The sequence below is a fragment of the Rathayibacter sp. AY1F6 genome (assembly GCF_002932035.1).
GTDB lineage: Bacteria > Actinomycetota > Actinomycetes > Actinomycetales > Microbacteriaceae > Rathayibacter.
Genome location: NZ_PSVD01000010.1, coordinates 43,090 through 69,336, shown reverse-complemented (window position 1 = coordinate 69,336; position 26,247 = coordinate 43,090). Strand labels below are relative to the sequence as shown.

The window sequence follows — 26,247 nt, the reverse complement described above, 5'->3', positions numbered from 1 at the left end:
CGCGCGGCGCCCCGCGCGCCTCCGGCTACCCTCGGTGCGATGGACGAGGACAGGTACGGGCAGGACGTGCTCGCCGGCGACTGGCGCGCCCGCGGCAGGGTCGAGGTGGCGGTGGTCGAGGCCGAGCGCGATCTGGTGGTCGAGGAGGTCGCCTCCGGCTTCGTGGGTGCCGTGCTCGGAGTGGAGCTGCGGATGGTGCGGCTGGAGGACCGGTTCGGCAAGGTCCGCGTGTTCCCGCTGGGGCCCGGGTTCCTCCTCGAGGGGAAGCCCGTGTCGCTCAAGGCGCCCGGGCTGAAGCGCGACGCCGGCCTCGGTCGCGCGCGCTCCGCCTCCGGCTCCTTCCACGTCGCCGACGCGAAGGCGCGGGTCGCCCTGCCCAGCCGGATCTACGTCGAGGGCCGGCACGACGCCGAGCTGGTCGAGAAGGTCTGGGGCCACGACCTGCGGGTCGAGGGCGTCGTCGTCGAGTACATCGAGGGCGTCGACAACCTCGACGAGCTGGTGCGCGAGTTCCGGCCCGGTCCGGGGCGCCGCATCGGCGTGCTCGTCGACCACCTGGTGCGCGGCTCGAAGGAGTCGCGGATCGCCGAGCAGGTCGCCGCCGGTCCGCACGGCGCCCACGTCCTCGTCGTCGGCCACCCCTACATCGACGTCTGGCAGGCCGTGAAGCCCGGCCGGATCGGCCTGGAGCGCTGGCCCGAGATCCCTCGCGGAACCGAGTGGAAGCACGGGATCTGCGAGGCGCTCGGCTGGCCGCACGAGGAGCAGGCCGACATCGCGCGCGCCTGGCAGCGCATCCTCGGCCGGGTGCGCACCTTCCAGGACCTGGAGCCGGCGCTGCTGGGCCGGGTCGAGCAGCTCATCGACTTCGTGACGGAGCCCGCATGACCCGGCACGCGGGCCTCGGCCTCGCCCTCGACGCCGTGCTCGTCCTGGTCTTCGTGCTGATCGGCCGCGGGAGCCACGACGAGGGGTCGGCGCTGATCGGCCTGCTCACCACGCTCTGGCCGTTCCTGGCGGCGCTCCTGCTCGGCTGGGTCGTCACGCGCTCGTGGCGCTCCCCGGACCGGATCGTGCCCGCCGGGCTCGTCGTCTGGGCGGTGACCGTCGCGGGCGGGATGCTCCTGCGGATCGCCTCCGGGCAGGGCGTGCAGTGGAGCTTCGTGATCGTGACGGCCGTCGTGCTGGCCGTGTTCCTCCTCGGCCGCCGCGCTCTGACGCGGCTGATCGCCCGCCGGCGCTAGGCGGACCGGCGGCTCAGCCCACCCGCACCCCGAAGTGCTCCGCGAACAGCGGCAGCAGCAGGCTGAGCTGCAGCTCGGAGAGGGTGGCGCCGCGGAGGCCGTCCAGCCCGGTGAGCACGTGCAGCTCGGCGCCGCGCAGATCGAGGTGCTCGATCCGGGCCCGGGAGAGATCGAGGGAGCGGACGTCGCAGTCGACCAGGCGCAGCCGCGTGCCGGTCGCACCCGCCAGGTCGAGCTCGTCGATCGTGCAGCGCTCGAGCAGCACGTCGCGCACCGCGGCTCCGCGGAGGTTCAGGTAGCCGAGCTTGCAGTCGGCCACGCGCACCTGCTCCCAGGTGCTCTCGTAGAGCTCGGCCGAGCCCAGCCGCGAGGCGAGCAGCTCGACGGATCGGAGCCGGCTCCGCGGCGCCGAGAGCCCGGGGACGTCCAGCCGCTCGAGCCGCGACTCCGCGATCGACGCGGCCCGCAGCTGGGCGCCGTCCAGGACCACTCCCTCCAGCACGCACTCGCTGAAGGAGGCCGCGGTGAGATCGGCGCCGGTGAGGTCGGTGCCGGCGAAGCGCAGTCCTTCGGCGTGCTCCCGGGCGCCCGTGTCCCCGGCGTACCCCTCGGCGAGGCCGTCGAGGAGGAGGGGGTCGAGCCGGGGAGGAGCGGTCGCGTCGCGCACGCGGCGAGCCTAGTGCTGGCACCATGGCGGCATGCCCCGCCTGCTCGCCGTGTGCCGCGTCGCCCGCCTCCTGCCCGACTCCGGCACGGTCGGCGTGACCGCGATCGACAAGCGGCCGGTCGAGGGTCCCGTCGGAGTGCGCGACCTGGGCCTCTACGGCGACGTGCAGGCCGATCGCGCGCACCACGGCGGCTTCGACAAGGCGCTCTACGCCTACTCCGACGAGGACGCGGTCTGGTGGGCGGAGCGCCTGGGGCGGCCGGTGGCCGCGGGGATGTTCGGCGAGAACCTGCGGATCGCGGGCCTCGACGTGAGCGGAGCCGTGATCGGCGAGCGCTGGCGGATCGGCGAGGCGGTCGAGGTCGAGGTGACGATGCCGCGGACGCCGTGCGCGACGTTCCAACGGGCCCTCGGAGAGCCCCAGTGGGTGAAGCGCTTCGCCGACGAGGGGCGCACCGGCGCGTACCTGCGGGTGCTGCACCGCGGATCGGTGGAGGCGGGCGACGCCGTCGAGGTGCTGAGCCGGCCCGGGCACGGCGTCCCGGTCGACCGCTGGTACCGCGAGCACAGCCCGGCGGACGCGCAGGCGCTCCTCGAAGCGGAGGAGGCGGGCGCGCTCCGGCCGGCTCCGGCGCTGCGGGCGTCGATCGAGCGGGCGCTCGCCTGACCCGGTCTACTCCCCGCGCGCCTCGCGCTTGAGGCGGCGCTTGACCGCTCGCTCCGTGAGCACCGTCAGGTAGTCCTGCACGGGCCGGTCCTGCAGGTCCGCGAGCTCCTCGCGCACGAGCGGCGCGACCTGCTCCTCGGAGTGGTCGGGGAACTTCTTGCGCACGTTCGCGGTCACGTCGCGCACCACCTGGTCGAGATCGAAGTCGGTCGTCATGCGGAGATCCTGGCCCCTCGAGGTGAACAGGAGGGGCGCGGAGCCCACGGCCCCGCGCCCCTCCTCCGTGCCGATGGTCAGCTCGCGGCGACGGCGATCTCGTTCGGCGTGACGTCGAGCTCGCCCGTGGCGACGACCTCTCCCGTGGTGAGGTCGACGGCGTGGATGCTGTCAGCGGCCGGGTCGGTCACGTAGGCGATGTCCCCGGCGACCGTGATCGCGGGGTGCGGGTCCTGCCACTCGACCGGGCTCTCCCAGGCGTCGACGACGGGGTAGGAGGCGGTCAGCTCGCCGGTCTCGGGGTCGAGGACGTGGATCGCGCCGTCCGAGGCGATCATGTACGCCAGGTCGTCGGGGCCGCGGGCGACGCCGCGGAAGGTGTACTCGACGCCCTCGGGCAGGTCGACGACGTCGAGGGTCTTCGCCTCCGTGTCGATCAGCGCCACGCGGTGCAGGAGGTAGCCCTCGGCGTCGCGGTCGTCCTTGTAGTCGCCGACGATGATCGGGCTGGTCTCGCTGACCCAGGCGTTGCCCATGCGGCCGTACGGCTGGTCCGGCGCCTCGAGCTTCGTGATCTCGCCGCCGTCGTAGACCAGGGCGCCGTTCTCGCAGCCGAAGACGACGACCTCGTTCTCGGCCGTGCCCTCTCCGTGGACTCCGGGGCACTGGTCGTTCGTGGCCGTCACGGCGCCGGAGGCGTCGCGCACCTCGATGCCGGTGCGCCCGTCGGCATCACCGACCGTGGTGAGGAAGGTGCCGTCCTCGAGGACGATCGAGACGCCGTGGTGCGCCTCGACTCCCGGGATGGTCTCGGTCTCGGGCATCCCGTCCGAGGACGCCAGGTCGGCGGTCTCGAGGACGGTCGTGTCGCTCGTGCCGTCGGCGTAGAGGACGGTCTTCCCGGCGTGCGGGACGACGTGGCCCGGGGTGTCCGCGGGGAAGACGATGTCCGTCAGCTCCGGCTCGCCGCCGGTCCCGGCGGCGGTGTCGAGGAGCTGGAACCCCTCGCTCATGGTGACCATGACGTGGCGGTCGTCGCCGGCGGGGTTGAGGCGGGTGAACTCCTCGGAGTCCAGGTCCGCGACGGTCTCGAGGGTCTCGCCGTCGAGGACGAGGATGCCGCCCTCGTAGGCGACGGCGACGCGGGCGCCGGCGGCCTCGGTGGCCGGTGCGGTGGACGCCGAGGACTCGGCGGCCGGGGTCGAGCTCGACGAGCAGGCCGCGAGGACCGTGATCGAGCAGGCGGCGATCAGGCCGAGGCCCGCCCGCCGGACGTGCGGATTCTGCATGGGTGCTTCTTCTTCCTGGTGGTGGATCGGAGGGCTCACGGGGAGAGCCCGGTGGCGATGCGCTGCGTGTTGACGCGCATCATGGCGAGGTAGTCGGGAGCGCCGCCCTCGGGCCCCGTCAGGGACTCCGTGAACAGCTCGACCACCTCCACGCGGATGTCGGCCTCGCTCGCGAGCGCCTGGACCAGGCGGTCGGGAGACGAGGACTCCGCGAAGATCGTGGGGACGCCGGTCTGCTCGACCGCGTCGACGAGATCGGCGAGGTCGGAGGCGGACGGCGCCGCGAGGGTCGTGCCTCCCGGGATGACGGCGCCGACGACGTCGAAGTCGAAGCGGTCGGCGAGGTACCCGAAGACGTGGTGGTTGGTGACGAGGGCGCGGCGCTCGGCGGGGATCGCGGCGAACGCCGCGGCCATCTCGGAGTCGAGCCGCTCGAGCTCGGCGCGGTAGCCGGCCGTCCGGTCCCGGACGGCGGCCGGATCGACGCCGTCGAGCGCGGCGAGCACGGGCCCGAGGGAGTCGACGACGTCGATCATCCGGCCGGGGTCCGTCCAGAAGTGCGAGTCCGGGCTCCCCTCCGCGTCGCCCTCGCTGTAGTCGAGGACGTCGACGGCGTCGCCGGCGACGAACGCGGGGACGTCCTCACCGGAGGCCTCGTCGAGGTGCTGCTGCAGGCCCTCTTCGAGTCCGAGCCCGTTCGAGACGACGAGGTCGGCGGAGCGCAGGCGCGCCGCCTCCTGCGCCGAGATCTCGAAGGAGTGCGGGTCGGCGTCGGGCTTCATCAGCGTGACGACCTGCGCCTCGTCGCCGACGAGCTCGCCCACGACGTCGCCGAGGATGTTGGTGGAGACGATGACGAGGGGCCTCTCGTCCTCCTCCGCGGACGTGCAGCCCGACAGGAGCAGGACCGCCGCGGCGGACGCGAGGGCCCAGCGGCGCCTCATCGGCCCGTCTCCGCCGTGAAGGCCGGCTCGGTGGCGGTCTCGAAGGTGCGGGCGAGGCGCGCGCCGTCCGCGTAGTCGATCTCGTGCAGCTTCCGCTCGGCGGGCGCGCTGAGGTAGGCCCGCTGCTGGTCGGCGATCAGGACGGGCCGCGAGCCGTCCGCGGTCGTGTCCGCGACGAGGGGCGCGGTCTCGGAGAGGACCGCACCGTCGGAGCCGTCGAGAACCAGCACGCGGCCGTCGGCGGCGAGGGCGAGGACGGTCTCGTCCGCGTCGTCCACCGCGGTGACCTGCGCCAGCGGGGCGGGAGAGGGGAGGAGGCTCCAGGAGCGCTCCCGGGTGTCGAGGAGCCAGATGCCCGCGTCCCCGGCGAGGCCGGCGACCGTGGGGCGGCCCTCGCGGTTGTCGAAGGAGGCGGCGGGTGGCGCGGTGGTGCCGGCGGGGTAGGGGATCCGCTCGACGACGAGCTCCTCGTCCTCGATCGACGCCAGGAGTGCGCCGTCGGAGCAGCCGATGACGGCGCCGACGCGGGTGGTGATCGTCCCGGCGGGGTCGGGGCAGGCCTCGCGGAGACCCGTCGGCTCGCCGTCCGAGTCGTAGCCGGCGACGGCCGCTCCGGATCCGGACCCCTCGGTCACCAGTGCGGACGAGCCGACGGGCACGACCATCCCGGGTCCGGGCTCGACGTCCTTCCGGAACCGCTCGACGATCGCCCCCTTCGACAGCGCCTCGGTGTCGAGGAGGACCGCCTCGCCGGAGTCGGGGAAGAAGAGTCCGGTTCCGCCGGTGGTCGAGAGGTTCGTCGTGGCGACGACGGCCGTCCCGGAGCCCTCGACCGTGCCGATCAGGCGGGGGTCCGCGCGGTAGTAGTGGAAGTGGTCCACGTGGTCCCAGGTCCACACGCCGCTGTCGACGATCTCGACGCCCGCATCGGTCTGGGCGAAGAGGTAGCGGCCGTCGGTCGTCATCGCGCTCGGTGCGCCGATGGTGCCGAGGCCGGTGACCGTCTCGTCGAGGAGGTCGAGGTGCGACACGGCGCCCGACGGGTCGATCGACGTCAGCCCCAGGCGCGGCTCGGCGAGCTCGGCGGCGTTCGCGACGGCGCCGTGGCCGGAGCCCGTGTCGTCCGCGGCCGGCGCGGAGGCATCGGTCGAGCAGGCGGCCAGGCCCAGCGCGAGAGCGCCCAGGAGGACGGTGGAGGCGGTGGTTCGGGAGTGCACGGAGTCCTTTCGAGGGTGAGCGGGGGAGGAGCGGTGCCGGCAGGGCCTCATGCGGCGACCGGCTGAGGGCCCGACCGGGACGCGAGGGCCGACGCGGCCGAGCGGACCGCCCAGGACACCGCGGCGACCGCGATGGCCGTGCCGGCGACCGAGGCGCCCGCGGCCGTGGCCGCGTGCCAGGAGACGAGCAGGCCGACGAGCACGGAGGCCGCGCCGAGGATCGACGCGAGCAGCATCCGGGTCGGGATGCGGGTGGTCCAGTGCCCGGCGGCCACCGCGGGAGCCACAAGGAGCCCGACGACGAGGAGCGAGCCGACCGCCTGGTAGGAGGCGACGACGGCGAGGGTCACCAGGCCGACCAGCGCGGCCTGAGCCGAGCGCGGACCGAGCCCGAGCACCGCGGCGATGCGCGGATCCAGCGCCAGGGCGACGAGCGGGCGGTGGAAGGCCGCTGCGACGAGGAGGCCGGTTCCGGCGGCGGCGGCGAGCAGCCCGATGTCGACAGGGGTGATCGCGAGGATGTCGCCGAAGAGGATCGAGGTCGCGTCCGTGGCGAAGCTGCCCGAGTGCGAGATCACGATGACCCCCAGCGCCAGCATGGCGACGAAGAGCAGGCCGATGCTGGTGTCGTAGGACAGTCGTCCGCGCCGCTGCAGGGCCGCGATGCCGAGGCTCATCAGCACCGCGCTGGCTGCGCCGCCCACGAGGACGGGCGCGCCGAGCACCGTCGCGAGGGCGACGCCGGGGAGCATCCCGTGGGCGAGCGCCTCGCCGAGGAAGGCCATCCCGCGGAGGACCACCCAGGTGCCGACGACGCCGCAGAGGACCGCGACGAGGACGCCGCCGAGGAGGGCGCGCTGGAGGAAGTCGAGAGCGAACGGCTCGAGGATTCCGGCGAGGAGGCTGGGCATGGTGCCCGACCGTACACGATAATGAGAACAGTTATCACTCCTGTACGCTCGTCGGGATGGACGTCTCACCCCTGCCCGAGCCCCCGGCCCGCCTCCGAGGCGCTCACGTCGACTTCGGCTCCCGCCGCGCTCTCGCGGGGGTCGATCTCGACGTCGCCGCGCGCTCGCTGACCGTGATCGCCGGGCCGAACGGCGCCGGCAAGTCGACGCTTCTGGAGGTGATCGCGGGAGTGCGTCCACTGACGTCCGGCACGCGGGACGTCACCGGAGCGATCGCCTTCGTGCCGCAGCGGGCGTCGATCCCGGACCGCCTCCCGGTGACGGTGCGCGACGTGGTCGCCGTGGGCACCTGGGGTCGGCTCGGCCGCCTCCGCCGCAGCGACGCGCGCGCGGCGGACGCGATCGCCACCGCGCTCGAGCGGATGGAGATCGCCGCGCTCGCCCGGGAGCCCTTCGCGGTGCTCTCCGGCGGTCAGCGGCAGCGGGCGCTCCTCGCCCAGGGGCTCGCCCGCGGGGCCGGCCTGCTGCTCCTGGACGAGCCCACCACCGGTCTCGATTCAGCGAGTGCGGAGCGGATCCGGTCGGTCCTGCGCGCGGAGGCGGACCGCGGCGCGACCGTGGTCTGCGTCTCGCACGACCCCGCCGTGCTGGCCGACGCGGACCGCGTCGTCGGACTCGTCGACGGGGCCCTCGCTCCAGCGGACCGATCCGTCACCCGCGGCCCGTGAGGCGAGGGCGCACGGGCCGTCCGTGACGGATCGCACCCGAGCGACGGCCCACGGGCTGGGAGGATGGGGGGATGACCTCGACGCTGCTCGACCGGATGCCGACGCCCGACGCGGACGGGCGCGTCGACGACGACGCGGTCTACCTGGCCTTCACCGAGTGGGCGGAGTCGCGCGGCCTCCCGCTCTACCCGGCGCAGGACGAGTCCATGCTCGAGATCGCCTCCGGCTCCAACCTGATCCTCTCGACGCCCACCGGCACCGGGAAGTCGCTCGTCGCGATCGGCGCGCACGCCGCGGCGCTCGCCTCCGGACGCCGCAGCTTCTACACGGCGCCGATCAAGGCGCTCGTCTCCGAGAAGTTCTTCGCGCTGGTCGACGTCTTCGGCGCCTCCAACGTCGGGATGGTCACCGGCGACTCCTCGGTGAACGCCGACGCGCCGATCATCTGCTGCACGGCCGAGATCCTCGCGAACCTCGCGCTCCGGCACGGCGAGGACACCCCGGTCGACCAGGTCGTGATGGACGAGTTCCACTTCTACGCGGACCCGGCGCGCGGCTGGGCGTGGCAGGTGCCGCTGCTCACCCTCCCGCACGTGCAGTTCGTGCTGATGTCGGCCACCCTCGGCGACGTGACGGCGCTCGCCGCCGACCTCAGCCGCCGTACGGGCCGGGAGACCGCCCGGGTCACCGGCGTGGAGCGCCCGGTGCCGCTGCACTACTTCTACGAGATCGCGCCGATCCACGACTCCATCGAGGAGCTGCTCTCGACGAACCAGTCGCCGGTCTACGTCGTGCACTTCTCGCAGGCGGCCGCTCTCGAGCGTGCGCAGGCGCTCACCAGCGCGAACATCGCCACCCGCGAGCACCGCGACCGCATCGCCGAGGTGATCGGCGGCTTCCGCTTCACCACCGCGTTCGGCAAGACCCTCTCCCGGCTGCTCCGGCTGGGGATCGGCGTGCACCACGCGGGCATGCTGCCGAAGTACCGCCGCCTGGTCGAGCAGCTCGCCCAGCAGGGCATGCTGCGCGTGATCTGCGGCACGGACACCCTCGGCGTCGGCATCAACGTCCCGATCCGCACCGTGCTGCTCACCGCGCTGACCAAGTACGACGGCACCCGGACCCGCCAGCTCTCGGCCCGCGAGTTCCACCAGATCGCCGGCCGCGCCGGTCGCGCGGGGTACGACACCGCCGGGACCGTGGTCGTGCAGGCCCCCGAGCACGAGTCCGAGAACCGGAAGGCTCTCGACAAGATGGGCGACGACCCGAAGAAGCGGAGGAAGTGGGTCGCCAAGCGCGCGCCGCAGGGCTTCGTCAGCTGGGGCGAGCCGAGCTTCCGCAAGCTCGTCGACGCCGAGCCCGAGACGCTGACCTCGCACATGACGATCACGTCGGCGATGCTGCTGAACGTGATCGCCCGCGGCGGCGACGCCTACGCGAACGTGCACGCCCTGATCTTCGACAACCACGAGCCGTGGAAGCGGCAGCTGCAGCTCGCCCGCCGGGCGCTCGGCATCTACCGGACGCTGCGGGAGGCGGGCGTGGTCGAGCAGAGCGTCGGCGCCGACGGCGTGACCCGCATCCGCCTGACCGTCGACCTGCAGCCGAACTTCGCGCTCAACCAGCCGCTCTCGCCGTTCGCGCTGGCCGTGTTCGACGTTCTCGACCCGGAGTCGCCGAGCTTCGCGCTCGACGTGATCTCGGTGCTCGAGGCGACCCTCGACGACCCGCGCCCGATCCTGGGGGCCCAGCAGTTCCAGGCCCGCGGCGAGGCCGTCGCGGCGATGAAGGCCGACGGGATCGAGTACGAGGAGCGGATGGAGCTGCTCGAGTCCGTCACGCACCCCAAGCCGCTCGAGGAGCTCCTCGAGGCGACCTTCGAGACCTACACCACGGCGCAGCCGTGGGTGAAGGACTTCGAGCTCTCGCCGAAGTCGGTCGTGCGCGACATGTACGAGCGGGCGATGTCCTTCGGCGAGTACACCGCCTTCTACAAGCTCTCCCGCTCGGAGGGACTGGTGCTGCGCTACCTGTCCGACGCGTTCCGCGCGGCCCGGCAGACCATCCCCGACGAGCTGAAGAACGAGGAGCTGCACGACCTGATCGAGTGGCTGGGCGAGCTCGTGCGCCAGGTCGACTCCTCGCTGGTCGACGAGTGGGAGGAGCTGGTCAATCCGGCGCTCCACGCGGCGGACCAGGCGATCGTGCCGCCCGCTCCGCGCCGCCTCACCGCGAACCACCGCGCCTTCCGCGTGCTGGTGCGCAACGAGATGTTCCGCCGGGTGACCCTCGCCGCCCTCGACGACCACGAGGCGCTCGGCGAGCTCGACGCCGCCGCCGGCTTCGACGCCGACGCGTGGGGCGCCGCGCTGGACGACTACTACGACGAGCACGACAGCATCGGCATCGGGCCCAACGCCCGGGGGCCGAAGATGCTGCTCGTCACGGAGGAGCCGACGCAGTGGCTCGTGCGGCAGATCCTCGACGATCCGGCCGGCGACCACGACTGGGGGATCTCGGCGACCGTCGACCTCGCCGAGTCGGACGAGCAGGGTGCGGCCGTCGTCCGCGTCACCTCGGTCGGCCGCCTGGACTGATCAGCGGCCGCGCTTCTCCCGGCGCTGCATCTCTGCGGCGATGTCCGCCTCGGTGATCTCCTTGCGGGCGGGTCCCCAGATCGACGCGGCCTGGCCGACGACGCCGATCCCGATCCCGATCATCGGCCAGATCGGCCAGAAGTAGCCGTCGGCCCCTGTGCCGACCCAGACGGCGGTCGTGATCGCCGAGACGCTCGCCCATCCGCCGACCGATCCCAGGAAGTCGCGGCGCCGCTTGACCTCGCGCACAGCGCGCGCGCGCTCGGCGTCCTCGACGCGGGCGGTCTCCACCTCCTCGCCGGAGGCGGCCGCCGGGACGACCTCCGCGGACCGGTCTCGCCGGGCGGACGGATCCGGAGTTCCCCACTCGTTCGTCATGCGGCCAGCCTACGCACGGGCCGTCGGCAGCGGTACGCGGGCTTCAGGCGGCGGTCGCCTGCTCCGGCTGGCAGTGCGGGCACCACCAGGTGCGGCGCTGCTCGGGGTCGTCGCGGACCTCGTCGCGGACGAGCACCGTCGTGCCGCAGCGCAGGCACGGGCGCCCGGCGCGCCCCGCGACCCAGTGCCGCTCGCCGCGGCGGGTGTCACCGGTGGTGGTCTGGAACATCCCCGGGATCGTGACGGAGGCGCGGAGGCCTCTCGCCGCGGTCGCCACGAGGGCGCGGACGTCGAGGGAGCCGATCGGCCGCCAGGGCCAGACCCCGCGGAGGAAGCAGACCTCGTTGGCCCAGAGGTTGCCGAGACCCGCGAGGCAGCGCTGGTCGAGGAGTGCGGCGACGACGGGCCGGTCCGGGAGGCGGGAGAGGCGCCGGACGGCCTCGTCGGCGTCCCAGTCCGCGCGGAGCGGGTCGGGCCCGAGGTGCCCGACGGCGCGCGGCTCGTCGCGGGTGGCGAGGAGCTCGACGACCGGGAGGTCGATGCCCCACACGGTCGAGTCGTCGTCGAGGCGGAGGCGGACGCGGACGTCCTTCTGCACCGAGCGGGGGACCGCTCGGCCGGGAGCGGTCACGGTCCAGGAGCCCTGCATCCGCAGGTGGGTGTGAAGGGTCGTTCCGCCGGAGAAGCGGGTGAGGAGGTGCTTGCCGTGGGTGTCGTGCTCGAGGATCCTCAGCCCGGCGAGGGAGGTGCCGGCCGCGTCCCCGGAGCGCAGCTCGCCCTCGAGGACGGTGCGACCGTCCGCCGCCCGCCTGAGGCGGGCGGCGAGACGGTGCACACTGTCTCCCTCGGGCATCCCCGAACTCTAGGAGCCGGAGCTCGTCGAGGTCAGGGGTCGCGCGGGATCAGGCGCCGCGGTACGCCTGCTTGTAGACGCGCTCGGTGCCGTCGGGCGCGGTGACCTCGATGGTCGCCGTGCCGGCCTTGATGGGCTTGAAGACGGTCACGGTCTTGACCGTGAACGACTGGCCGGGCTTGACCGTCTTCTTCGTCTTGCTGCCGTACGCCGTCGTGATCTCGATCGAGACCGTCTCGTCGCCGTTGTTCACCGCCGACACCGTCAGCGTCCGCACGACGGCGAGGCGCTTGGTGGAGGCGGTGGTCGCGACGTCGATGACCGTGACGGGCTCGGGCTCCGGGTCCGTCCGGGTCTCGGGCAGGTCGAGGCCGACGACGACCGGGTCGTGGTCGCTGGAGCGGTACGCCGAGGTGTCGTAGAAGATCGTCGCGTTGTAGTCGTAGCGGCTGTACTCCAGTGCCACGGACTCGCCGCTGTTGATGTTCCAGGTGTCGACCCCGGTGACAGTCCTGTCGGCCGCGGGCGAGGCGAAGACGTGGTCCAGCGAGCCGACCGCGCCGTCGAACGAGTACGAGTACTTGCCGTCCTTCGCACCCTGGTCGATGTAGCCGGCGTCGGTGATCACCTTCACCGGGTCCTCCTTCGAGTAGGCGTTGAAGTCGCCCAGCAGGTAGACGAGCTCGGTGGCCTTCTCGGTGCGGAGGCGGTCGGCGAAGGCGACGAGGGCGGTCGCCTGCTTCACGCGCGAGGCGTTCGAGGCGCCCTGGCCGTCGCCCTGGTCGGCGTCGGCGCCGGATCCGGAGCCCTTCGACTTGAAGTGGTTCACGATCGCGACGAACTCGCTGGCGCTGTCGCCGAGGAGGCGGAACTCCTGGGCGAGGGGCTTGCGGGCGTTAGAGAAGTTCACCGTGTCGTTGAGCACGACGGACTCGCCGACCGGCTCGATGACGGCCTTCTTGTAGATGAAGGCGGTGCGGATGACGTCCTCGTCCGCGAGCGCGGGGAGCGCTGCGGGGGAGGGGACGTAGGCCCAGACCTCGGAGCCGGCCGCCGTGTTCAGCGCGGCGGTCAGGGTGGCGAGGGCCTCGTCGCGCGGCTTGCCGAACTTGGCCGAGTTCTCGATCTCCTCGAGCGAGACGACGCCCGCGCCGAGGGTGTTGATCGCGGTCACGATCTTGGCCTGCTGGCGCTCGAGGTCGTCGGCGTTCGCCGCTCCGCGGGCGTCGCAGCCGCTGTTGACCGTGACGGGGTCGCCGTCGCGGTCGGTGTAGAAGGTGCAGCCGGTGATCGAGTCGCCGGTGGTGGAGAAGTAGTTGAGCACGTTGAAGGACGCGATCGAGAGGTCGCCGCCGACGGCCTCGGGCTTCGCGGTCCGGGTGTTCGCGAAGGTCGCGGGCTGCACGTCGCCGGCGTTCTCGACGGTCAGCTGCGTGGTGGGCTGGAAGGCCCAGCCGCCGTTGCGGTAGTCGAGGACGACGGGGCGGGTGAAGGTCGCCGGAGCACCCACGCGGATCGGCGCGGTGGTGGTGAGGTAGGGCAGCGGGATCGCCTTGTTCGCGGCGGCGCCGAGGAAGTTGATCGAGGCGCCGTCGTCGAGGGTGATCGCGCGGGCGGCGTTGTCGGCGACGACGGCCGCGAGCTCCGGCGAGCCGGGGCGGGCGACCTCGGTCGGCGTGAGCAGCGGGGACGTGCCGGCGGCGAGGCCGACCGAGCCGAAGCTGTTCAGGTCGAAGGTGTCGGTGACCGTGTAGGCGCCCTGCGGAGCGATCAGCATGCTCTCGAGCACCTCGCGCTCGGCGGCGGTGCCGGGGAGCGCGACAGCGGCCGGGACCGGCGCTGCGGCGGCGCCGTCGAGCTTCACGACGGTCGCGGCCGAGGTCGGGGTGAGCTCGGTCAGGCCGTTGTACTCGCTCACCTCGCCGGTGATGCGCAGGTGGTCGCCGATCGTGACCGACCCGACGGAGGCGGAGGAGAAGACGAAGACGGCGTCGGAGGCCGTGCGCGAGCTCTCGCCGCCGGTGCCGGGGGTCTGGATGACGTAGCCGTTGTAGCCGCCGGACGGGTAGCGCGCGGTGACGACGCCGGAGGTGGTGACGGTGCTGCCGACGAGCGGCGACGCGTAGCCGGTGCCCTGGATCTCCGCGATGGAGACGGCCGGGATCTCGGCCGGAGGGGTCGTCGGGGGAGTGGTCGGCGGGGTCGTCGTCGGCGGCGTCGTGGGCTCGGGCTCGGATCCTCCGCCCGCGGCCTGCGGGGTCGGTGCGCCGAGCGCGAAGTCGGCCGAGTTGACGTCGGTGTCGCCGGTGGCGGTGTCCGCGCGGGCGATCGTCTGGGTGAGGGAGGGCACCGTGGCGACGGACGACTCGAAGGTGTTCGAGGTGCCGTAGCCGACGAGGTCGATCACCGCGTCCGGCTGGGCGGCGGCGCCGGTGGGCGGCGCCACGAGCGCCGAGGTCCCGTCGACGAGGAAGAGGGTGCCGCCCGCGGCGGCCATGTTGAGGCCGTTCGCGCTCTGGTCGGGCGTCGGCAGGGCCGCGCCGTTGGTGCCGTTGCTGGCGCCGGCGAGCAGGAAGTGGCCGCCGGCGGGCACCGAGCCGGTGAGCGGCACGGTCGTGGTGGGGTTCGCGGTGCCGGTCGCCGAGCGGTACTGGATCGAGAGGCCGCCGAGGGCGATCTCGGCGGCGGTGGGGTTGTAGAGCTCCACGTAGCGGTTGCTGAACGCGGCACCGGCGGAGCCTCCGCGGGCGAAGACCTCGCTGATGACGAGCTCGTCGCCCGAGGGCGCGGCCGCGGCGGAGGTCGCGACCAGCGGAGCGGCCGCCAGGGCCAGTCCGGTCAGGGCCGCCAGGCCGAGCCCGCGCCTCCGGCGGCGGTCGGGCGGGGTGGGAGAGTCGGGCATGGTGGTCCTCTCGATCGCCGCTCGGAAGAGCGGTCGCAGCGTCGTCGCCGCGCGGCGCGGCCGGCGCACCCCCGGAAGGGGCACGCATGGTCACGCTATGCAGTGCGGGTGCCCGGCCTGTGAACCGGACGTTTCATGAACGTAAACTCATCCACCGACATCGGGGCGCGCGGGTGCCGCTCGCGGCGCGTTCGCGGCTTCGCGGGCCACACTCGTCGGATGATCTCCTTCGAGCTGGCCCGTGCCCTGCGCACGGCGGGCGTGCGCTGGACGCCCCGCACCGGTGACCGCTTCCGCATCGAGCGGGAGGGCTTCGACGGCGACGTCTTCACCGTCAGCGACATGACCATCGAGGCGCACGAGTACCCGAGCGGGACCGTCCTCGGCTTCAACGGCACCACGGAATGGGCGCTCGACTCCGTCTCCCTGGAGGACTCGCTCTGGCTGCCGCGGGAGGACCAGCTGCGCGAGCTCCTCCGCGGGACCTTCCGCTCCCTTCGTCGCCTCGCCGAGCCGGAGACGCGGTTCGCCGTCGAGGTCGAGCTCGGCGGCCGGGCGCGGACCTTCGAGGACGCGGCGGCCGAGAACGCCTACGCGGAGGCGCTGCTCGCGCTGGTCAGCTCGGTCGCGGTCGACCTCGACGACGTGGACGAGCTGGACGCGGCCGACGAGCCCGACCGGGCGGCCGAGCGGGCCTGAGGCTCCGTCCGACCCCGACCCTCCGCATCCGGCGGGGCTAGGACGCCGCCTTCTCCGCCGCCGCGGTCTTCTTCGGGGTCCGCTTCTTCGCAGGCGCGTCGGCGCCCTTCTCCGGGTCGGCTCTCTTCGCCGCGGGCTTCTTCTTCGCGGCGGTCGTCGCCGGAGCCTTCGCCGCCTTCTTCGGGGCAGGCGTCGTCGCCGCCTTCTTCTCGGCGGGAGCCTCCTCCGCCGGCGCACCTTTCGCCCCGCGGCTGCGCTCGACCGAGCGCTTGAGCGCCTCCATCAGGTCGAGCACCTCGCCGCCGCCCTCCTCCTCCGGCGCCTCGCCGAAGGTCGCGGCGGTGTCGAGGGCGTCGCCCTGCTCGATCTTGGCGTCGATCAGCGTGCGCAGCTCCTCCTGGTACGCGTCGTGGAACTTCGCGGCGTCGAAGTCCTCGGAGTAGGAGTCGACCAGGTGCGCCGACATCTCGAGCTCGCGCGCCGCGATCCGGGTGCTGCCCTCCAGCGACGGGAACTCGACCTCCCGCACCTCGTCCGCCCAGAGCAGGGTCTGCAGCATCAGGAGCTTGCCGCGCACGCGCAGCGCGGCGAGGCGGGTCTTCTGCCGCAGCGCGAACTCGACGATCGCGGTGCGGTCCGTCTGCTCGAGGGTGCGGCGCAGCAGGACGTAGGCCTTGGGGGAGGAGGAGTCGGGCTCCAGGATGTAGGCGCGGTCGAACATGATCGGGTCGACCTGCTCGCTGGGCACGAACTGCACGACGTCGATCTCGCGGTCGCGCTCCTCCGGCAGCGCCTTGAGCTCGTCCTTGGACAGGACCACGGTGCGCTCGCCGTCGTCGTAGGCCTTGTCGATGTGGTCGAAGGTGACGACCTCGCCGCAGATCTCGCACTTGCGCTGATACCGGATCCGCCCGCCGTCCTTGTCGTGGACCTGGTGCAGCGGGATGTCGTGGTCCTCGGTCGCGCTGTAGATCTTCACCGGCACGTTGACCAGGCCGAAGGTGATCGCGCCCTTCCAGATGGCTCGCATGCGCCCAGTGAACACCGTGTCCCCCGGCCGCCGGAAGCCCTGTCGGACGTGAGGGAGCCCCCGACCGTCGAAGGGACCCCCCGCAGCTCGACGGTCCGGGGTCCCCTCAGGGCGGAACGACGGAGCCGTCCGGTCGTCGCGGAGCGACGGCCGGACGGCTCCGGGGCGGTGGTGGCTAGCCGCGCTCGGCGCTCCGGCGGCGCAGCGCGGCGAGCAGGAGCCCGCCGACGCCGCCGGCGATCAGCAGTCCGCCGAGGCCCAGCGGCAGGCCGATGTCGGCGCCCGTCGAGGCCAGGGGCGGGCGGCCGCCGGGGTGCGGCGCCACGGCGGTCGGCGTGCTGCTCGGAGTGGGAGCGGCCGTCGGTGCGGTGGTGGGCGCGGTCGTCGGGGCGACGGTCGGCTGCGCGGTCGGAGCGACGGTCGGCTCGGCGGTCGGGGCCACGGTGGGCTCCGGCGTCGGGGTCGGCGTGGTCGGGTCCTTCTCGGCGTCGATCGCGGAGGTGTCCGCGGCGAACGAGGCGGTCACGAAGGCGATGGCCTTCGACGTGATGCCGAGCGCCTCCTGGTTGATGTTGTCGATGTCGTCGGCGGCGGAGTGGTAGTTCGGGTCGTGCGTGATGCCGGCGGTGCCGCCGAACAGCGCGACCTCCTCCTCCGTCTTGACGTCGTCGGCGCCGGTGAAGACGCCCGAGGACGGGATGCCGACCGAGATGAAGCCGTCGTAGTCGCTGCGTCCGTCGAACGCGGTGTCGATCCAGGGCTGGTCGATCGAGTCGAAGTAGTCGGTGAACGCCTTCTCGGTCGCGATCGAGCCGGCGGGCACGTCCACGGGGGCCTCGTAGGTGGACTGGTCCGCGTCGTAGACGGAGATCACGTAGTTCGGCGAGGCGACCATGTCGAAGTTCATGTAGGTCGCGATCTTCGAGGCGTCCTCCTCCGTCAGGGAGTCGACGTAGGTGTAGGAGCCGACCAGGCCCACCTCCTCGGCGCCCCACCAGGCGAAGCGGACCGCGTTGGTCGTGTCGCCCGCGGCGGCCAGCTGCACGGCCGTCTCGAGCAGCGTCGCGGATCCGGAGCCGTTGTCGTTGATGCCGGGGCCGGCGGGCACGCTGTCGAGGTGCGCGCCGAGCATGACCACGTTGTCGTGGTCGCCGCCCGGGGTCTCCGTGACGATGTTGAAGGTCTCCACCTCGGTCGTCGTCTGGTCGATGAGGACCGAGACGCTCGCGGGGAGCGACGCCAGCAGCGCCTGCCCCTCGGCCTGCGTGACGCCGACGCCGGGGACGGCGGCCGCGTCCTGTCCGCCGAACGTCCCGTTGAGGGCGTCGCTCGGCGCGTTGTCGTAGATGATGATCGCGGCGGCGCCGGCGGCACCGGCGGCGACCGACTTCTCGAGGAAGCTGCAGGAGCCGCGGCTGACGAGCGCGACCTTCCCGGTGGCGTCGAGGCCGGCCCAGGCGTCCGTGGTGCAGCCGAGCGGATCGACGGGGGCGATGAGCTCGCCGGTCACGCCGCCCTCGGGCGTCGACGGAGTGAACTCCATCGGCGTGCCGACGGCGCCGGTGCCGGTGGTCAGCGTGAACGCGTCGATCGTCTGCGTCGCGGTGGTGAAGTCCTGGCGCTGCGTCGTGTAGCCGGCGTCCGCGAGGACCTTCTCGACGTACGCGCCGCTCAGCTCGTAGCCCGGAGTGCCGATCGCGCGGGTGCCGCCGTTGGCGTCCGCGATCGCCTGAAGCGCCTCCAGGTGGGTCATGATGCCGTCGACCGTGACGGTGTCGGCGAAGTCGACCGGCTCGACGGCGCTCGCCGTCGGCGCGAAGGCGAAGCCGGCGACGAGGGCGCCCGCTCCGATCATCGCGCTCGAGCCGATCAGCGAGCGGCGTCGGCGGCCGCTCGAGGTGTTCGTGGTGGTTCGCGCCACTGGGGCTCCCTCTCCTCGAGAACGGGCCGCCGCGTCGGCGGCCCCGACGCGCACCTCCCGAAGACTGGGAGGGGATCGCGTCCTCTGCGAGGGTATTCACAGGAAACGGTGCGGCCCAGTCCCCCCTGCCAGATTTCATCCGGACGAAACACGGACCGGGCCGGCGGGTCGGTCAGGCCGTCGCCGGGCTCTCGGCCCACTCGCAGAGCATCGCGAGCGTCTCCTCCGGACGGTCGCGGTGGGGGCTGTGACCTGCGCCCGCCACGACCGCGTACCGGATGCGCGGATTCGCACGCAGCACCAGGGCGGCGAGGGAGGGAGGGAGCAGCGTCTCGACCTGCGGATCGCCGGCCAGCACGAGGACCGGCGGGCGGAGGCCCGGCAGGTCCGCCAGCAGGTCCCACGGATCGTTGTCGTCGATCGTCGCCGCCACCGCGGACGGGTCGGCGGCCCGCACCGCGGCGAGCTTCTCGGCCCGGTCCCGCTCGTCCCAGAGCGGCTGCGCGACAGCGAGCTCCTCGGCCGAGACCGCGAGACCGGCGAGCTCGCCCGCGCGGACGGCGGCCCGCTGCTCCGGGGCGAGCCGGAGCACCGGGTCCAGCAGCGCCAGGCGCCCCGCCCAGCCGGACTCGCGGGCGGCGGCGCGCACCGCGACCGCTCCGCCGAGCGAGTGCCCGACGACGAGGTCGAACGGTCCCCGCGCGAGGGCGTCGTCGGCGTAGGCGTCGTGGCGGGCGGAGCCGCCGCGCGGCCCGTCGCCGTGTCCGCGCAGGTCGGGAGCGGAGACGCTCCAGCCCGCCGCGGTCAGCTCGCGGCTCAGCCGCCACCAGGTGCGGCCCGAGCCGCCCAGGCCGTGCAGGAGCAGGACCCTGCCCGCCGTCATCGCCGGAGCCTCAGTCGAAGCGCGGGTCGCGGCCGGTGCGCTCACCGGTCGCGAGCCCGGCGATCGCGGCGAGGTCCTCGTCGTCCAGGGCGAAGCCGAAGACGTCCAGGTTCTCGCGGATCCGCTCCGGCGTCACCGACTTCGGGATCACGACGACGCCGAGCTGCACGTGCCAGCGCAGCACCGCCTGCGCCGGCGAGACGCCGTGCTTCGCGGCGACGCGGGCCAGGGCCGGCTCGTCGAGGAGGCGCCCGCGGGCCAGCGGCGACCACGCCTCGGTGACGATCCCGTGGGCGGCGTCGAAGGTGCGCAGCTCCTCCTGGGGCAGCCGCGGGTGCAGCTCGACCTGGTTGATCGCCGGCACCACTCCCGTCTCGTCGAGCAGGCGCTGCACGTGCTCCTCGGCGAAGTTCGAGACGCCGATCGAGCGGGCCCGCCCCTCGCTCTGCAGGCGCTCGAGGGCGCGGTAGGTGTCGACGTAGCGGTCGCGCGAGGGGATCGGCCAGTGCACGAGGTAGAGGTCGACGTAGTCGGTGCCGAGCAGCTCGAGGCTCCGGTCGAAGGCGGCGAGCGTCTCGTCGAAGCCGTGGTCGTCGTTCCAGACCTTGGTCGTCACGAAGACCTGCTCGCGGGGGAGGCCGCTCGCGCGGATGCCCTCGCCGACTCCGCGCTCGTTGCCGTAGAGGGTGGCGGTGTCGACGTGCCGGTAGCCGGCCTCCAGGGCGACGGCGACCGTGCGGGCCGCCTCCTCGTCGCCGATCTTGTAGACGCCGAGCCCGAGCTGGGGGATCGCGCGGCCGTCGTTGAGGGGGATCAGGGGGACGCTCATGCCTCCCATGCTGGCATGCGCCTCAGACGCTCCAGTCGAGCTCGCCGTGCGGTCCCACGTGCACGTCGTCCTCGATCAGCGCCGCGAGACCGGCCACCCCGAAGAGGAGGCGCCGCTCGGCGCGCTCCGCGTCGCTGCGCTCGTCGATGCCGCGCACGGCGAAGTGCACGTCGTGGCCCGCCTGCAGGCCCTCGACGCCGAGTCGGCCTCGGAGCGCGCGCACGGGGCGCCGGCCGATGCCGAGTCCGCGCCAGAGGGAGCCCGTCTCGAGGACCACCGCCGTCTCGGAGGCGACGACCCCGTGCTGCTCGCGGTGCGCGGTGAGCTGCCACCCGTAGCCGAGGTGGTGCAGGCGGGTCGAGTGCGGGCCGCGCCAGGCGTGCGAGGACTCCTCGCGGCGGAAGTAGACGGGACTCGGGCGGAAGGACCCCTGCCAGAGCGCGGCGGCGAGCTCGGTGCACCACTCCGGGGTCTCCGGATCGGACCAGGGGTCGAGGAGGTCGGTCCGGGCGGCGGCGCGCCGGTGCTCGCGCACCAGCTCCTCCGCGTCCTCCCGCAGTCCCATGCCGCCCCCTCGCCGTCGTAGGCCTTCACCCTAGGGTGCCCGACAGGCGCCGGACAACCGGGGTGGCGGCCTAGGAGGGCAGGGTGACCGGCTCGGTGTCGGGGAGCGGGCTGGCGTCGCGCCCGCGGAGATCCGGGTGGTACCGGCGGCCGAGCAGGGGCACCAGGAAGCCGACCAGGGCGAAGGCGGCGGCGACGACGATGGCGGCGGTCGGCCCGGCCTGGTCGATCTGCACGCCGGCGATCGCGGAGCCCAGCGCCGCGCCGATCAGCTGACCGGTGCCGACCCAGCCGTAGGCCTCCGCCGTGTCCGAGAAGCGCACGCTCGAGGCGGTGATCGCGAACAGAGCCGCGAGAGCGGGGGCGATGCCGATGCCGGCGAGGAACAGCGTGACGCACAGCCACCAGAAGTCGGTCGAGACCGCCGCCAGACCCATGCCGACCGTGACGATCAGCATCCGCCGCGCGGTCGCCCACCGGCTGATCGGGATGTGGCCGAGGGCGAGGCCGCCGACCAGGGAGCCCGCCGCGAACACGGCGAGCACGACGCCCGACTCGACTCCGCCCTCGCCGAACACCGCGACGACGCCCGCCTCGACCGCCGAGCAGGCGCCGATCAGGAGGAAGCCGACGACCGTGGCCAGCAGCACCGGGGGCTTCGTGAGCACCACGCCGAGGCGGCGCTTCGAGCGCGGGATGCGGACGCGGCCCACCTCGGGCGAGGCGATGAACCAGATCCCGCCGCCGATCAGGAACGCGGCGGCCGTCAGGATGCCCGCGACCGTCGACACCTGGATCGACACGAGCGTCGCCAGCACCGGGCCGAGCACCCAGATGATCTCCTGAGCGGAGGCGTCGAGCGAGAAGAGCGGGGTCAGCTGCGAGCTGGTGACCATCTTGGGGTAGATGGTCCGCACGGCCGGCTGCACCGGCGGCATGCTCAGGCCGGCGACGAACCCGATCACGACGAACTGCCACACCTCGAGCGGGAGCACGGCCATCGCGATGATCGCGCCCGCGCAGACCACGAGGGTGATCGTCAGCACGCGGCGCATCCCGAGCCGCCCCATCAGGCGGCTGGTCAGCGGCCCGGCGATGGCCTGCCCGATCGACATCGAGCCGAGCACCAGGCCGGCGGCGGCGTAGGAGTGGTGCACCCGCTCCACGTGCAGGAGGAACGCCAGCGAGAGCATCCCGAACGGGAAGCGCGCGGTCAGCTGCGCGAGGATGATGCGCCCCACCCCGGGGGTCTTCAGGAGATCGGTGTAGCTGCCCACCGGACGACACTAGCGCTCCGGAGGGGACTGCGGTTCGTCGAGGGAGACCGCTGCACGAGGGTCCCTCGACGGGTCGCGGTTCCCTCGGCGGAGGGGTACGTCAGCCGGCCAGCACCTTGCGGATCCGCTGCAGCGACACGCTCTCGGCGGTGCCGAGCGACTGCGCGAAGAAGCTCACCCGCAGCTCCTCGATCATCCAGCGGGCGCGCGCGATCCGCTCCGGGGCGTGCGCGGGCAGCGGCACGACGCCGCCTGCCGAGCGGTAGAGCTCCTGGGCCGCCTGCACCTCGTTCAGCCAGACGCGGTCGCGCCCGACGTTCTCGGCGATCTTGCCGAAGCGCTCGGTGATCCCGCCGAGGTAGCGCGGGAGGTGCCGCAGCCGCTCCACTCCGGTCGCCGAGACGAAGCCCGGGTAGACCAGGCCGGAGAGCTGCTCCCGCGCATCCGTGAGGGCGGGCAGGAGCGCCATGCTCGTCGAGGCCTTGAGCGCCTTCTCGACGCCCCGGGCGGTGGTGAGGATCGTCGTGACCGTCTTCACGGTCTCGAACATCGCGTCCATGACGCTCGCCGAGACCCGGTCGCGCACGGCGTCGAACTCGGCGCGGAGGAAGAGCATCCCGTCGGGCTTCATCCGCCAGAGGACCGCGTCGACGCAGGCGAGCAGGCAGTCGGTGAAGAGCGCGGTCGTGTTCTGGTACGGGCTCTGCGCGAGCACGAGCTTCTCGTTCGAGGTGAGGTGCTGCTGCACGTAGGCGACGGGGCTCGGCGTCGCGAGCAGGAGGAGGCGGCGGACGCCTCGCGGGTGCTCGCGCGCCTGGTCCTCGGCCGTGGCGAGCAGGCGGATCGAGACCGAGTCGCCGTCGTCGATCAGGGCGGGGTAGGCGCGGATGGTGTTCCCGCCCTGCCGGGTGTCGGTGACGCGGGGCAGCTCCGGCATGTCCCAGGTCCTCAGGCCCCGGCGCTCGAGCGCGTCGGGGACCCGGGCCTCGACCACGCGGGCGACCTCGTCGCGGACCCGACCGCGCAGGCGCTCGGCCAGCGGGGCGAGCTCCTTGCCGGCGGCGACCGTGCGCCCCCGCTCGTCGGCGACGGCGAAGGTGACCCGCAGGTGCGAGGGGATGCGCTCGAGGTCGAAGTCCTCGGGCTGCACCACCACGCCGGCCTCGCGGCGGATCGCTCCGGCCAGGGTCGCCGCGAACGACTCCGTCGGCGGGTTCGGCACGTCGTGCGGCAGGGACGCGGTGAGCTTGCGCGCCCAGTCGTTCGCGGGCACCACGTTCCGGCGCAGGTGCTTGGGCAGCGCCTTGATCATCGCGGTGACCAGCTCGGCCCGGAGTCCCGGCACCAGCCAGTCGAAGCCGAGGGGCGTCACGCGGGGCAGGAGCGCGAGCGGCACGTGCACCGTCACTCCGTCCTCCTCCGTCCCCGGCTCGAACCGGTACGAGAGGCGGAAGCGCTGGTCGGCCTGGCGCCACTGCGTGGGGAACGCGGTCTCGTCGATCTGCTCCGCGTCCTCGGGGAGGAGCGTCTCCTGCGTCATCGTCAGCAGGTCGGGCTCGTCGTGCTGGGTCGTCCGCCACCAGGAGTCGAACGAGCGCACCGAGGTGATGTCGCGGGGGAGTCGGCGGTCGTAGAAGTCGAACACGGCCTCGTCGTCGACGAGCAGGTCGCGGCGGCGCGTGCGCTCCTCCAGCCGCTCGAGCTCGGCCCGCAGGGCGCGGTTCTTGCGGTCGAAGGCGTGGCGCGACTCCCACTCGCCCTCGACGAGGGCGTGCCGGATGAACAGCTCGCGGGCGTACGAGGCGTCGATCCGCGAGAACTGGACGCGGCGGCGGGCGATGATCGGCACGCCGTAGAGCGTGACCTTCTCGTAGGCCACGGCCGCGCCCTGCGCCTTCTCCCAGTGCGGCTCGCTGAACTGCCGCTTGACGAGGTCGCCCGCGATCGCCTCGGCCCAGGCCGGATCGATCGCGGCGTTCGAGCGGGCGAAGAGGCGGCTGGTCTCGACCAGCTCGGCGCTCATCACCGCGTCGGGGAGCTTCTTGGCCAGGGCGCTGCCGGGGAAGATCGAGAACTTCGCGTTGCGGGCGCCGATGTACTGCACGTTCTGGCGCTCGCGGCTCTTCGCCGCGCGCTGCGCCTGCTGCGAGGTGGTGTCCTTGATGCCCAGGTGCGAGAGCAGGCCGGCCAGGAGGCTCCGGTGGATCCCGTCGGGGTCGACCTTCGGCTCGCCCAGCTCGAGCTTGAGGGGGCGCGCGAGCTGGCGCAGCTGGCGGAACACGTCCTGCCACTCGCGCACGCGCAGGTAGTTGAGGTACTCGGCCTTGCACAGGCGCCGGAAGGCGCTCGAGGAGAGCTCCTCCTGCTTCTCCTCCACGTAGTTCCAGAGGTTCAGCAGGGTGAGGAAGTCGCTGGTGGGATCGACGAAGCGCGCGTGCTGCTGGTCGGCCTGCGCGCGGCGCTCGAGAGGGCGCTCGCGGACGTCCTGGATCGTGAGGCCCGCGACGATCGCCATCACCTCGCGGCTGACGCCGTGGCGGCGCGACTCGATCACCATCCGGCCGAAGCGCGGATCGATGGGGAGCCGCGCGAGGTCGCGCCCGATGCGCGTGAGCTGCGGCGCGGCCTCCGCCCCCTTGCGCGGGACGCCGCTCGAGTGCGCGCTCGGCGGCGTGCCGCGCACCGGAGCGGCGTCTCGCGGCGCGGCGGAGGCGGCGGAGGGGGAGCCGGGGACGCGGAGGGCGCCGAGCTCCGTGAGCAGGTCGAGGCCGTCCTTGATGCCGCGGGAGTCGGGCGGAGTGAGGAACGGGAACGACGCGATGTCGCCCAGTCCGAGCGAGATCATCTGCAGGATGACCGCGGCCAGGCCCGTGCGCAGGATCTCGGGATCGGTGTACTCGGGGCGGCGGAGGTAGTCCTCCTCGGAGTAGAGGCGGATCGCGATGCCCGCGCTGGTGCGGCCCGAGCGGCCGGAGCGCTGGTTCGCGGAGGCCTGCGACACCGCCTCGATCGGCAGCCGCTGCACCTTCGAGCGCGCGCTGTAGCGCGAGATGCGGGCCGTGCCGCCGTCGATCACGTAGCGGATCCCGGGGACGGTGAGGCTCGTCTCCGCCACGTTGGTCGCCAGCACGACGCGGCGGCGGACGCCGGGGGTGCGCCCCTTCTCGAAGACGCGGTGCTGATCGGCCGCCGACAGGCGCCCGTAGAGGGGGAGCACCTCGGTGCCCGGCAGGTTCCGGCCCCGGATGGCGTCCTCGGCGTCGCGGATCTCGTTCTCGCCCGAGAGGAACACCAGGACGTCGCCCGGATCCTCGCGCGCCAGCTCGGCCAGGGCGTCGGCGATGCCGGTCATCAGGTCGCGGCTGCCGCTCGTCGCGTCGGGGACGTCGGTGTCGTCGTCCTCCTCCGGTTCCTCGGCGACCAGCGGGCGGTAGCGGATCTCGACCGGGTAGGTGCGGCCGGAGACCTCGATGATCGGCGCGGGCTCCCCGGCGGCGTCGGAGAAGTGGGCCGCGAAGCTCTGCGGGTCGATCGTCGCCGAGGTGATGATCACCTTCAGGTCGGGACGCTGCGGCAGCAGGCGGTGCAGGTAGCCCAGGAGGAAGTCGATGTTGAGGCTGCGCTCGTGCGCCTCGTCGATGATGATCGTGTCGTACCGGCTGAGCATCCGGTCGTGGTTCATCTCGTTGAGCAGGATGCCGTCGGTCATCAGCTTGATCCGCGTCGAGGCGGACGCCTTGTCGGTGAACCGGACCTGGTAGCCGACCAGCCCGCCGACCTCGTCGTCGAGCTCCTCCGCGATGCGCTCGGCGATGGTGCGCGCGGCGATGCGCCGGGGCTGCGTGTGCGCGATGCTCTCGCGGCCGAGCTCCAGGCAGATCTTCGGCAGCTGGGTCGTCTTGCCCGATCCGGTCGCGCCGGCGACGATGACCACCTGGTGGTCGCGGATCGCGGCGGCGATGTCGTCGCGCCGCGCCGACACGGGGAGTTCGGGCGGGTAGCGGATGCTGAGCACGTCTGACATGAGCCCTCCATCCTACGCCGCGTGCGACAATGCCCTGTCTCGTGAAACATCGCGGGCCACCCTGCCCGGTCGGGCGCTCCGGCGCCGGTCGACCGCGGCGCACGATCCCGTGGAGCACCCCGATGAATCCGCAGTCCCTGCTGGTCGTGCTGAACATCGTGCTGCTGCTCTTCGCAATCCGGGGCGTGCTGTCGAACCCGAGGCTCTCGAAGGTCGCGAAGGTCTCCTGGGTGGCGTTCATCGTGATCGCGCCGTTCATCGGCAGCCTCGCCTACCTGGCGGTGGGCCGTCGCGGCGGGAGCGGCGGAAGCGGCACGGTCGTGCGCGGCACGGAGCGGCCGTCGGGCTGGTTCTTCGAGCGCTGAGCGGTCGGGTGGCCCTACGGCGGGGGAGACCCGCGGACGTCG

At 73.1% G+C, this 26,247-nt stretch carries 23 protein-coding genes; 7 read left to right on the top strand and 16 right to left on the bottom strand.

Annotated features, from left to right (window positions below):
- Nucleotides 1-39: 39 nt before the first annotated feature.
- On the top strand, nt 40-888 hold the full coding sequence (locus tag C5C44_RS10235; protein WP_104226898.1) for a DUF3097 domain-containing protein: 849 nt from the start codon (nt 40-42) through the stop codon (nt 886-888).
- Complete coding sequence (locus C5C44_RS10230) at nt 885-1,244, top strand: DUF3054 domain-containing protein (RefSeq protein WP_104233715.1); 360 nt, start codon at nt 885-887, stop codon at nt 1,242-1,244. Before C5C44_RS10235 ends, C5C44_RS10230 begins: the two co-directional genes overlap by 4 nt.
- Nucleotides 1,245-1,257: 13 nt before the next feature.
- Here C5C44_RS10230 and C5C44_RS10225 read toward each other — a convergent pair whose 3' ends face one another.
- Entirely contained in the window at nt 1,258-1,911 is a 654-nt protein-coding gene (locus tag C5C44_RS10225; protein WP_104233714.1) for a pentapeptide repeat-containing protein, read from the bottom strand.
- Between the two features lie 31 nt (nt 1,912-1,942).
- On the opposite strand from C5C44_RS10225, the gene C5C44_RS10220 reads away from it, so the two are divergent.
- Complete coding sequence (locus tag C5C44_RS10220; RefSeq protein ID WP_104335799.1) at nt 1,943-2,578, top strand: MOSC domain-containing protein; 636 nt, start codon at nt 1,943-1,945, stop codon at nt 2,576-2,578.
- Between the two features lie 6 nt (nt 2,579-2,584).
- On the opposite strand, the gene C5C44_RS10215 is transcribed toward C5C44_RS10220, so the two are convergent.
- From C5C44_RS10215 to aztB, 5 genes are all read right to left on the bottom strand, one after another.
- Nucleotides 2,585-2,794 carry a three-helix bundle dimerization domain-containing protein gene (locus tag C5C44_RS10215; protein WP_104262881.1) on the bottom strand — a complete coding sequence of 70 codons (210 nt, stop codon included), beginning with the start codon at nt 2,792-2,794 and terminating at the stop codon, nt 2,585-2,587.
- A 77-nt stretch (nt 2,795-2,871) separates the two neighbouring features.
- Nucleotides 2,872-4,083, bottom strand: a complete 1,212-nt coding sequence (gene aztD, locus C5C44_RS10210) for a zinc metallochaperone AztD (RefSeq protein WP_104335798.1) — start codon at nt 4,081-4,083, stop codon at nt 2,872-2,874.
- 35 nt (nt 4,084-4,118) lie between these two features.
- On the bottom strand, nt 4,119-5,027 hold the full coding sequence (aztC, locus tag C5C44_RS10205; RefSeq protein WP_104250617.1) for a zinc ABC transporter substrate-binding protein AztC: 909 nt from the start codon (nt 5,025-5,027) through the stop codon (nt 4,119-4,121).
- Nucleotides 5,024-6,244, bottom strand: coding sequence for an ABC transporter (locus tag C5C44_RS10200; RefSeq protein ID WP_104335797.1), 1,221 nt, complete (start codon nt 6,242-6,244; stop codon nt 5,024-5,026). The genes aztC and C5C44_RS10200 overlap by 4 nt, the downstream gene beginning before the upstream one ends.
- Nucleotides 6,245-6,291: 47 nt before the next feature.
- Nucleotides 6,292-7,155 (bottom strand): zinc ABC transporter permease AztB, encoded by an 864-nt coding sequence (gene aztB, locus C5C44_RS10195; protein WP_104335796.1) that lies wholly within the window; start codon nt 7,153-7,155, stop codon nt 6,292-6,294.
- 56 nt (nt 7,156-7,211) lie between these two features.
- Between aztB and aztA the strand changes: the two genes are divergently transcribed.
- Nucleotides 7,212-7,883: a zinc ABC transporter ATP-binding protein AztA gene (gene aztA / locus C5C44_RS10190; RefSeq protein ID WP_104288199.1), complete on the top strand. Its 672-nt coding sequence runs from the start codon at nt 7,212-7,214 to the stop codon at nt 7,881-7,883.
- A gap of 71 nt (nt 7,884-7,954) precedes the next feature.
- Entirely contained in the window at nt 7,955-10,480 is a 2,526-nt protein-coding gene (locus C5C44_RS10185) for an RNA helicase (protein ID WP_104335795.1), read from the top strand.
- Here C5C44_RS10185 and C5C44_RS10180 read toward each other — a convergent pair whose 3' ends face one another.
- From C5C44_RS10180 to C5C44_RS10170, 3 genes are read right to left on the bottom strand one after another with little or no spacing between them, the layout of a single operon-like run.
- Entirely contained in the window at nt 10,481-10,858 is a 378-nt protein-coding gene (locus C5C44_RS10180; protein ID WP_104335794.1) for a 2TM domain-containing protein, read from the bottom strand.
- Between the two features lie 43 nt (nt 10,859-10,901).
- On the bottom strand, nt 10,902-11,711 hold the full coding sequence (locus C5C44_RS10175; protein WP_104335793.1) for a DNA-formamidopyrimidine glycosylase family protein: 810 nt from the start codon (nt 11,709-11,711) through the stop codon (nt 10,902-10,904).
- A gap of 49 nt (nt 11,712-11,760) precedes the next feature.
- Entirely contained in the window at nt 11,761-14,613 is a 2,853-nt protein-coding gene (locus C5C44_RS10170) for an ExeM/NucH family extracellular endonuclease (protein ID WP_104335792.1), read from the bottom strand.
- Between the two features lie 219 nt (nt 14,614-14,832).
- Here C5C44_RS10170 and C5C44_RS10165 point away from each other — a divergent pair, with 219 nt between their 5' ends.
- Nucleotides 14,833-15,312 (top strand): pilus assembly protein CpaE, encoded by a 480-nt coding sequence (locus tag C5C44_RS10165; RefSeq protein WP_244229602.1) that lies wholly within the window; start codon nt 14,833-14,835, stop codon nt 15,310-15,312.
- 37 nt (nt 15,313-15,349) lie between these two features.
- On the opposite strand, the gene C5C44_RS10160 is transcribed toward C5C44_RS10165, so the two are convergent.
- From C5C44_RS10160 to hrpA, 7 genes are all read right to left on the bottom strand, one after another.
- Nucleotides 15,350-16,342 (bottom strand): Ku protein, encoded by a 993-nt coding sequence (locus C5C44_RS10160; protein WP_104335791.1) that lies wholly within the window; start codon nt 16,340-16,342, stop codon nt 15,350-15,352.
- Between the two features lie 175 nt (nt 16,343-16,517).
- Complete coding sequence (locus tag C5C44_RS10155; RefSeq protein WP_104335790.1) at nt 16,518-18,263, bottom strand: M28 family peptidase; 1,746 nt, start codon at nt 18,261-18,263, stop codon at nt 16,518-16,520.
- Between the two features lie 172 nt (nt 18,264-18,435).
- Nucleotides 18,436-19,146, bottom strand: a complete 711-nt coding sequence (locus tag C5C44_RS10150; protein WP_146084332.1) for an alpha/beta fold hydrolase — start codon at nt 19,144-19,146, stop codon at nt 18,436-18,438.
- 10 nt (nt 19,147-19,156) lie between these two features.
- On the bottom strand, nt 19,157-19,975 hold the full coding sequence (locus tag C5C44_RS10145) for an aldo/keto reductase (RefSeq protein ID WP_104260329.1): 819 nt from the start codon (nt 19,973-19,975) through the stop codon (nt 19,157-19,159).
- 22 nt (nt 19,976-19,997) lie between these two features.
- The gene (locus C5C44_RS10140) at nt 19,998-20,540 is read right to left on the bottom strand and encodes a hypothetical protein (RefSeq protein WP_104226914.1); all 543 of its coding nucleotides are present in this window, start codon (nt 20,538-20,540) and stop codon (nt 19,998-20,000) included.
- Nucleotides 20,541-20,610: 70 nt separating this feature from the next.
- Nucleotides 20,611-21,816 (bottom strand): MFS transporter, encoded by a 1,206-nt coding sequence (locus tag C5C44_RS10135; protein WP_104222308.1) that lies wholly within the window; start codon nt 21,814-21,816, stop codon nt 20,611-20,613.
- A 100-nt stretch (nt 21,817-21,916) separates the two neighbouring features.
- A complete protein-coding gene (gene hrpA / locus C5C44_RS10130) occupies nt 21,917-25,840 on the bottom strand; it encodes an ATP-dependent RNA helicase HrpA (protein WP_104335788.1) in 3,924 nt (1,307 codons plus the stop codon).
- 122 nt (nt 25,841-25,962) lie between these two features.
- Here hrpA and C5C44_RS10125 point away from each other — a divergent pair, with 122 nt between their 5' ends.
- Nucleotides 25,963-26,205: a PLDc N-terminal domain-containing protein gene (locus tag C5C44_RS10125; protein WP_159939582.1), complete on the top strand. Its 243-nt coding sequence runs from the start codon at nt 25,963-25,965 to the stop codon at nt 26,203-26,205.
- The last annotated feature ends 42 nt before the right edge of the window (nt 26,206-26,247 follow it).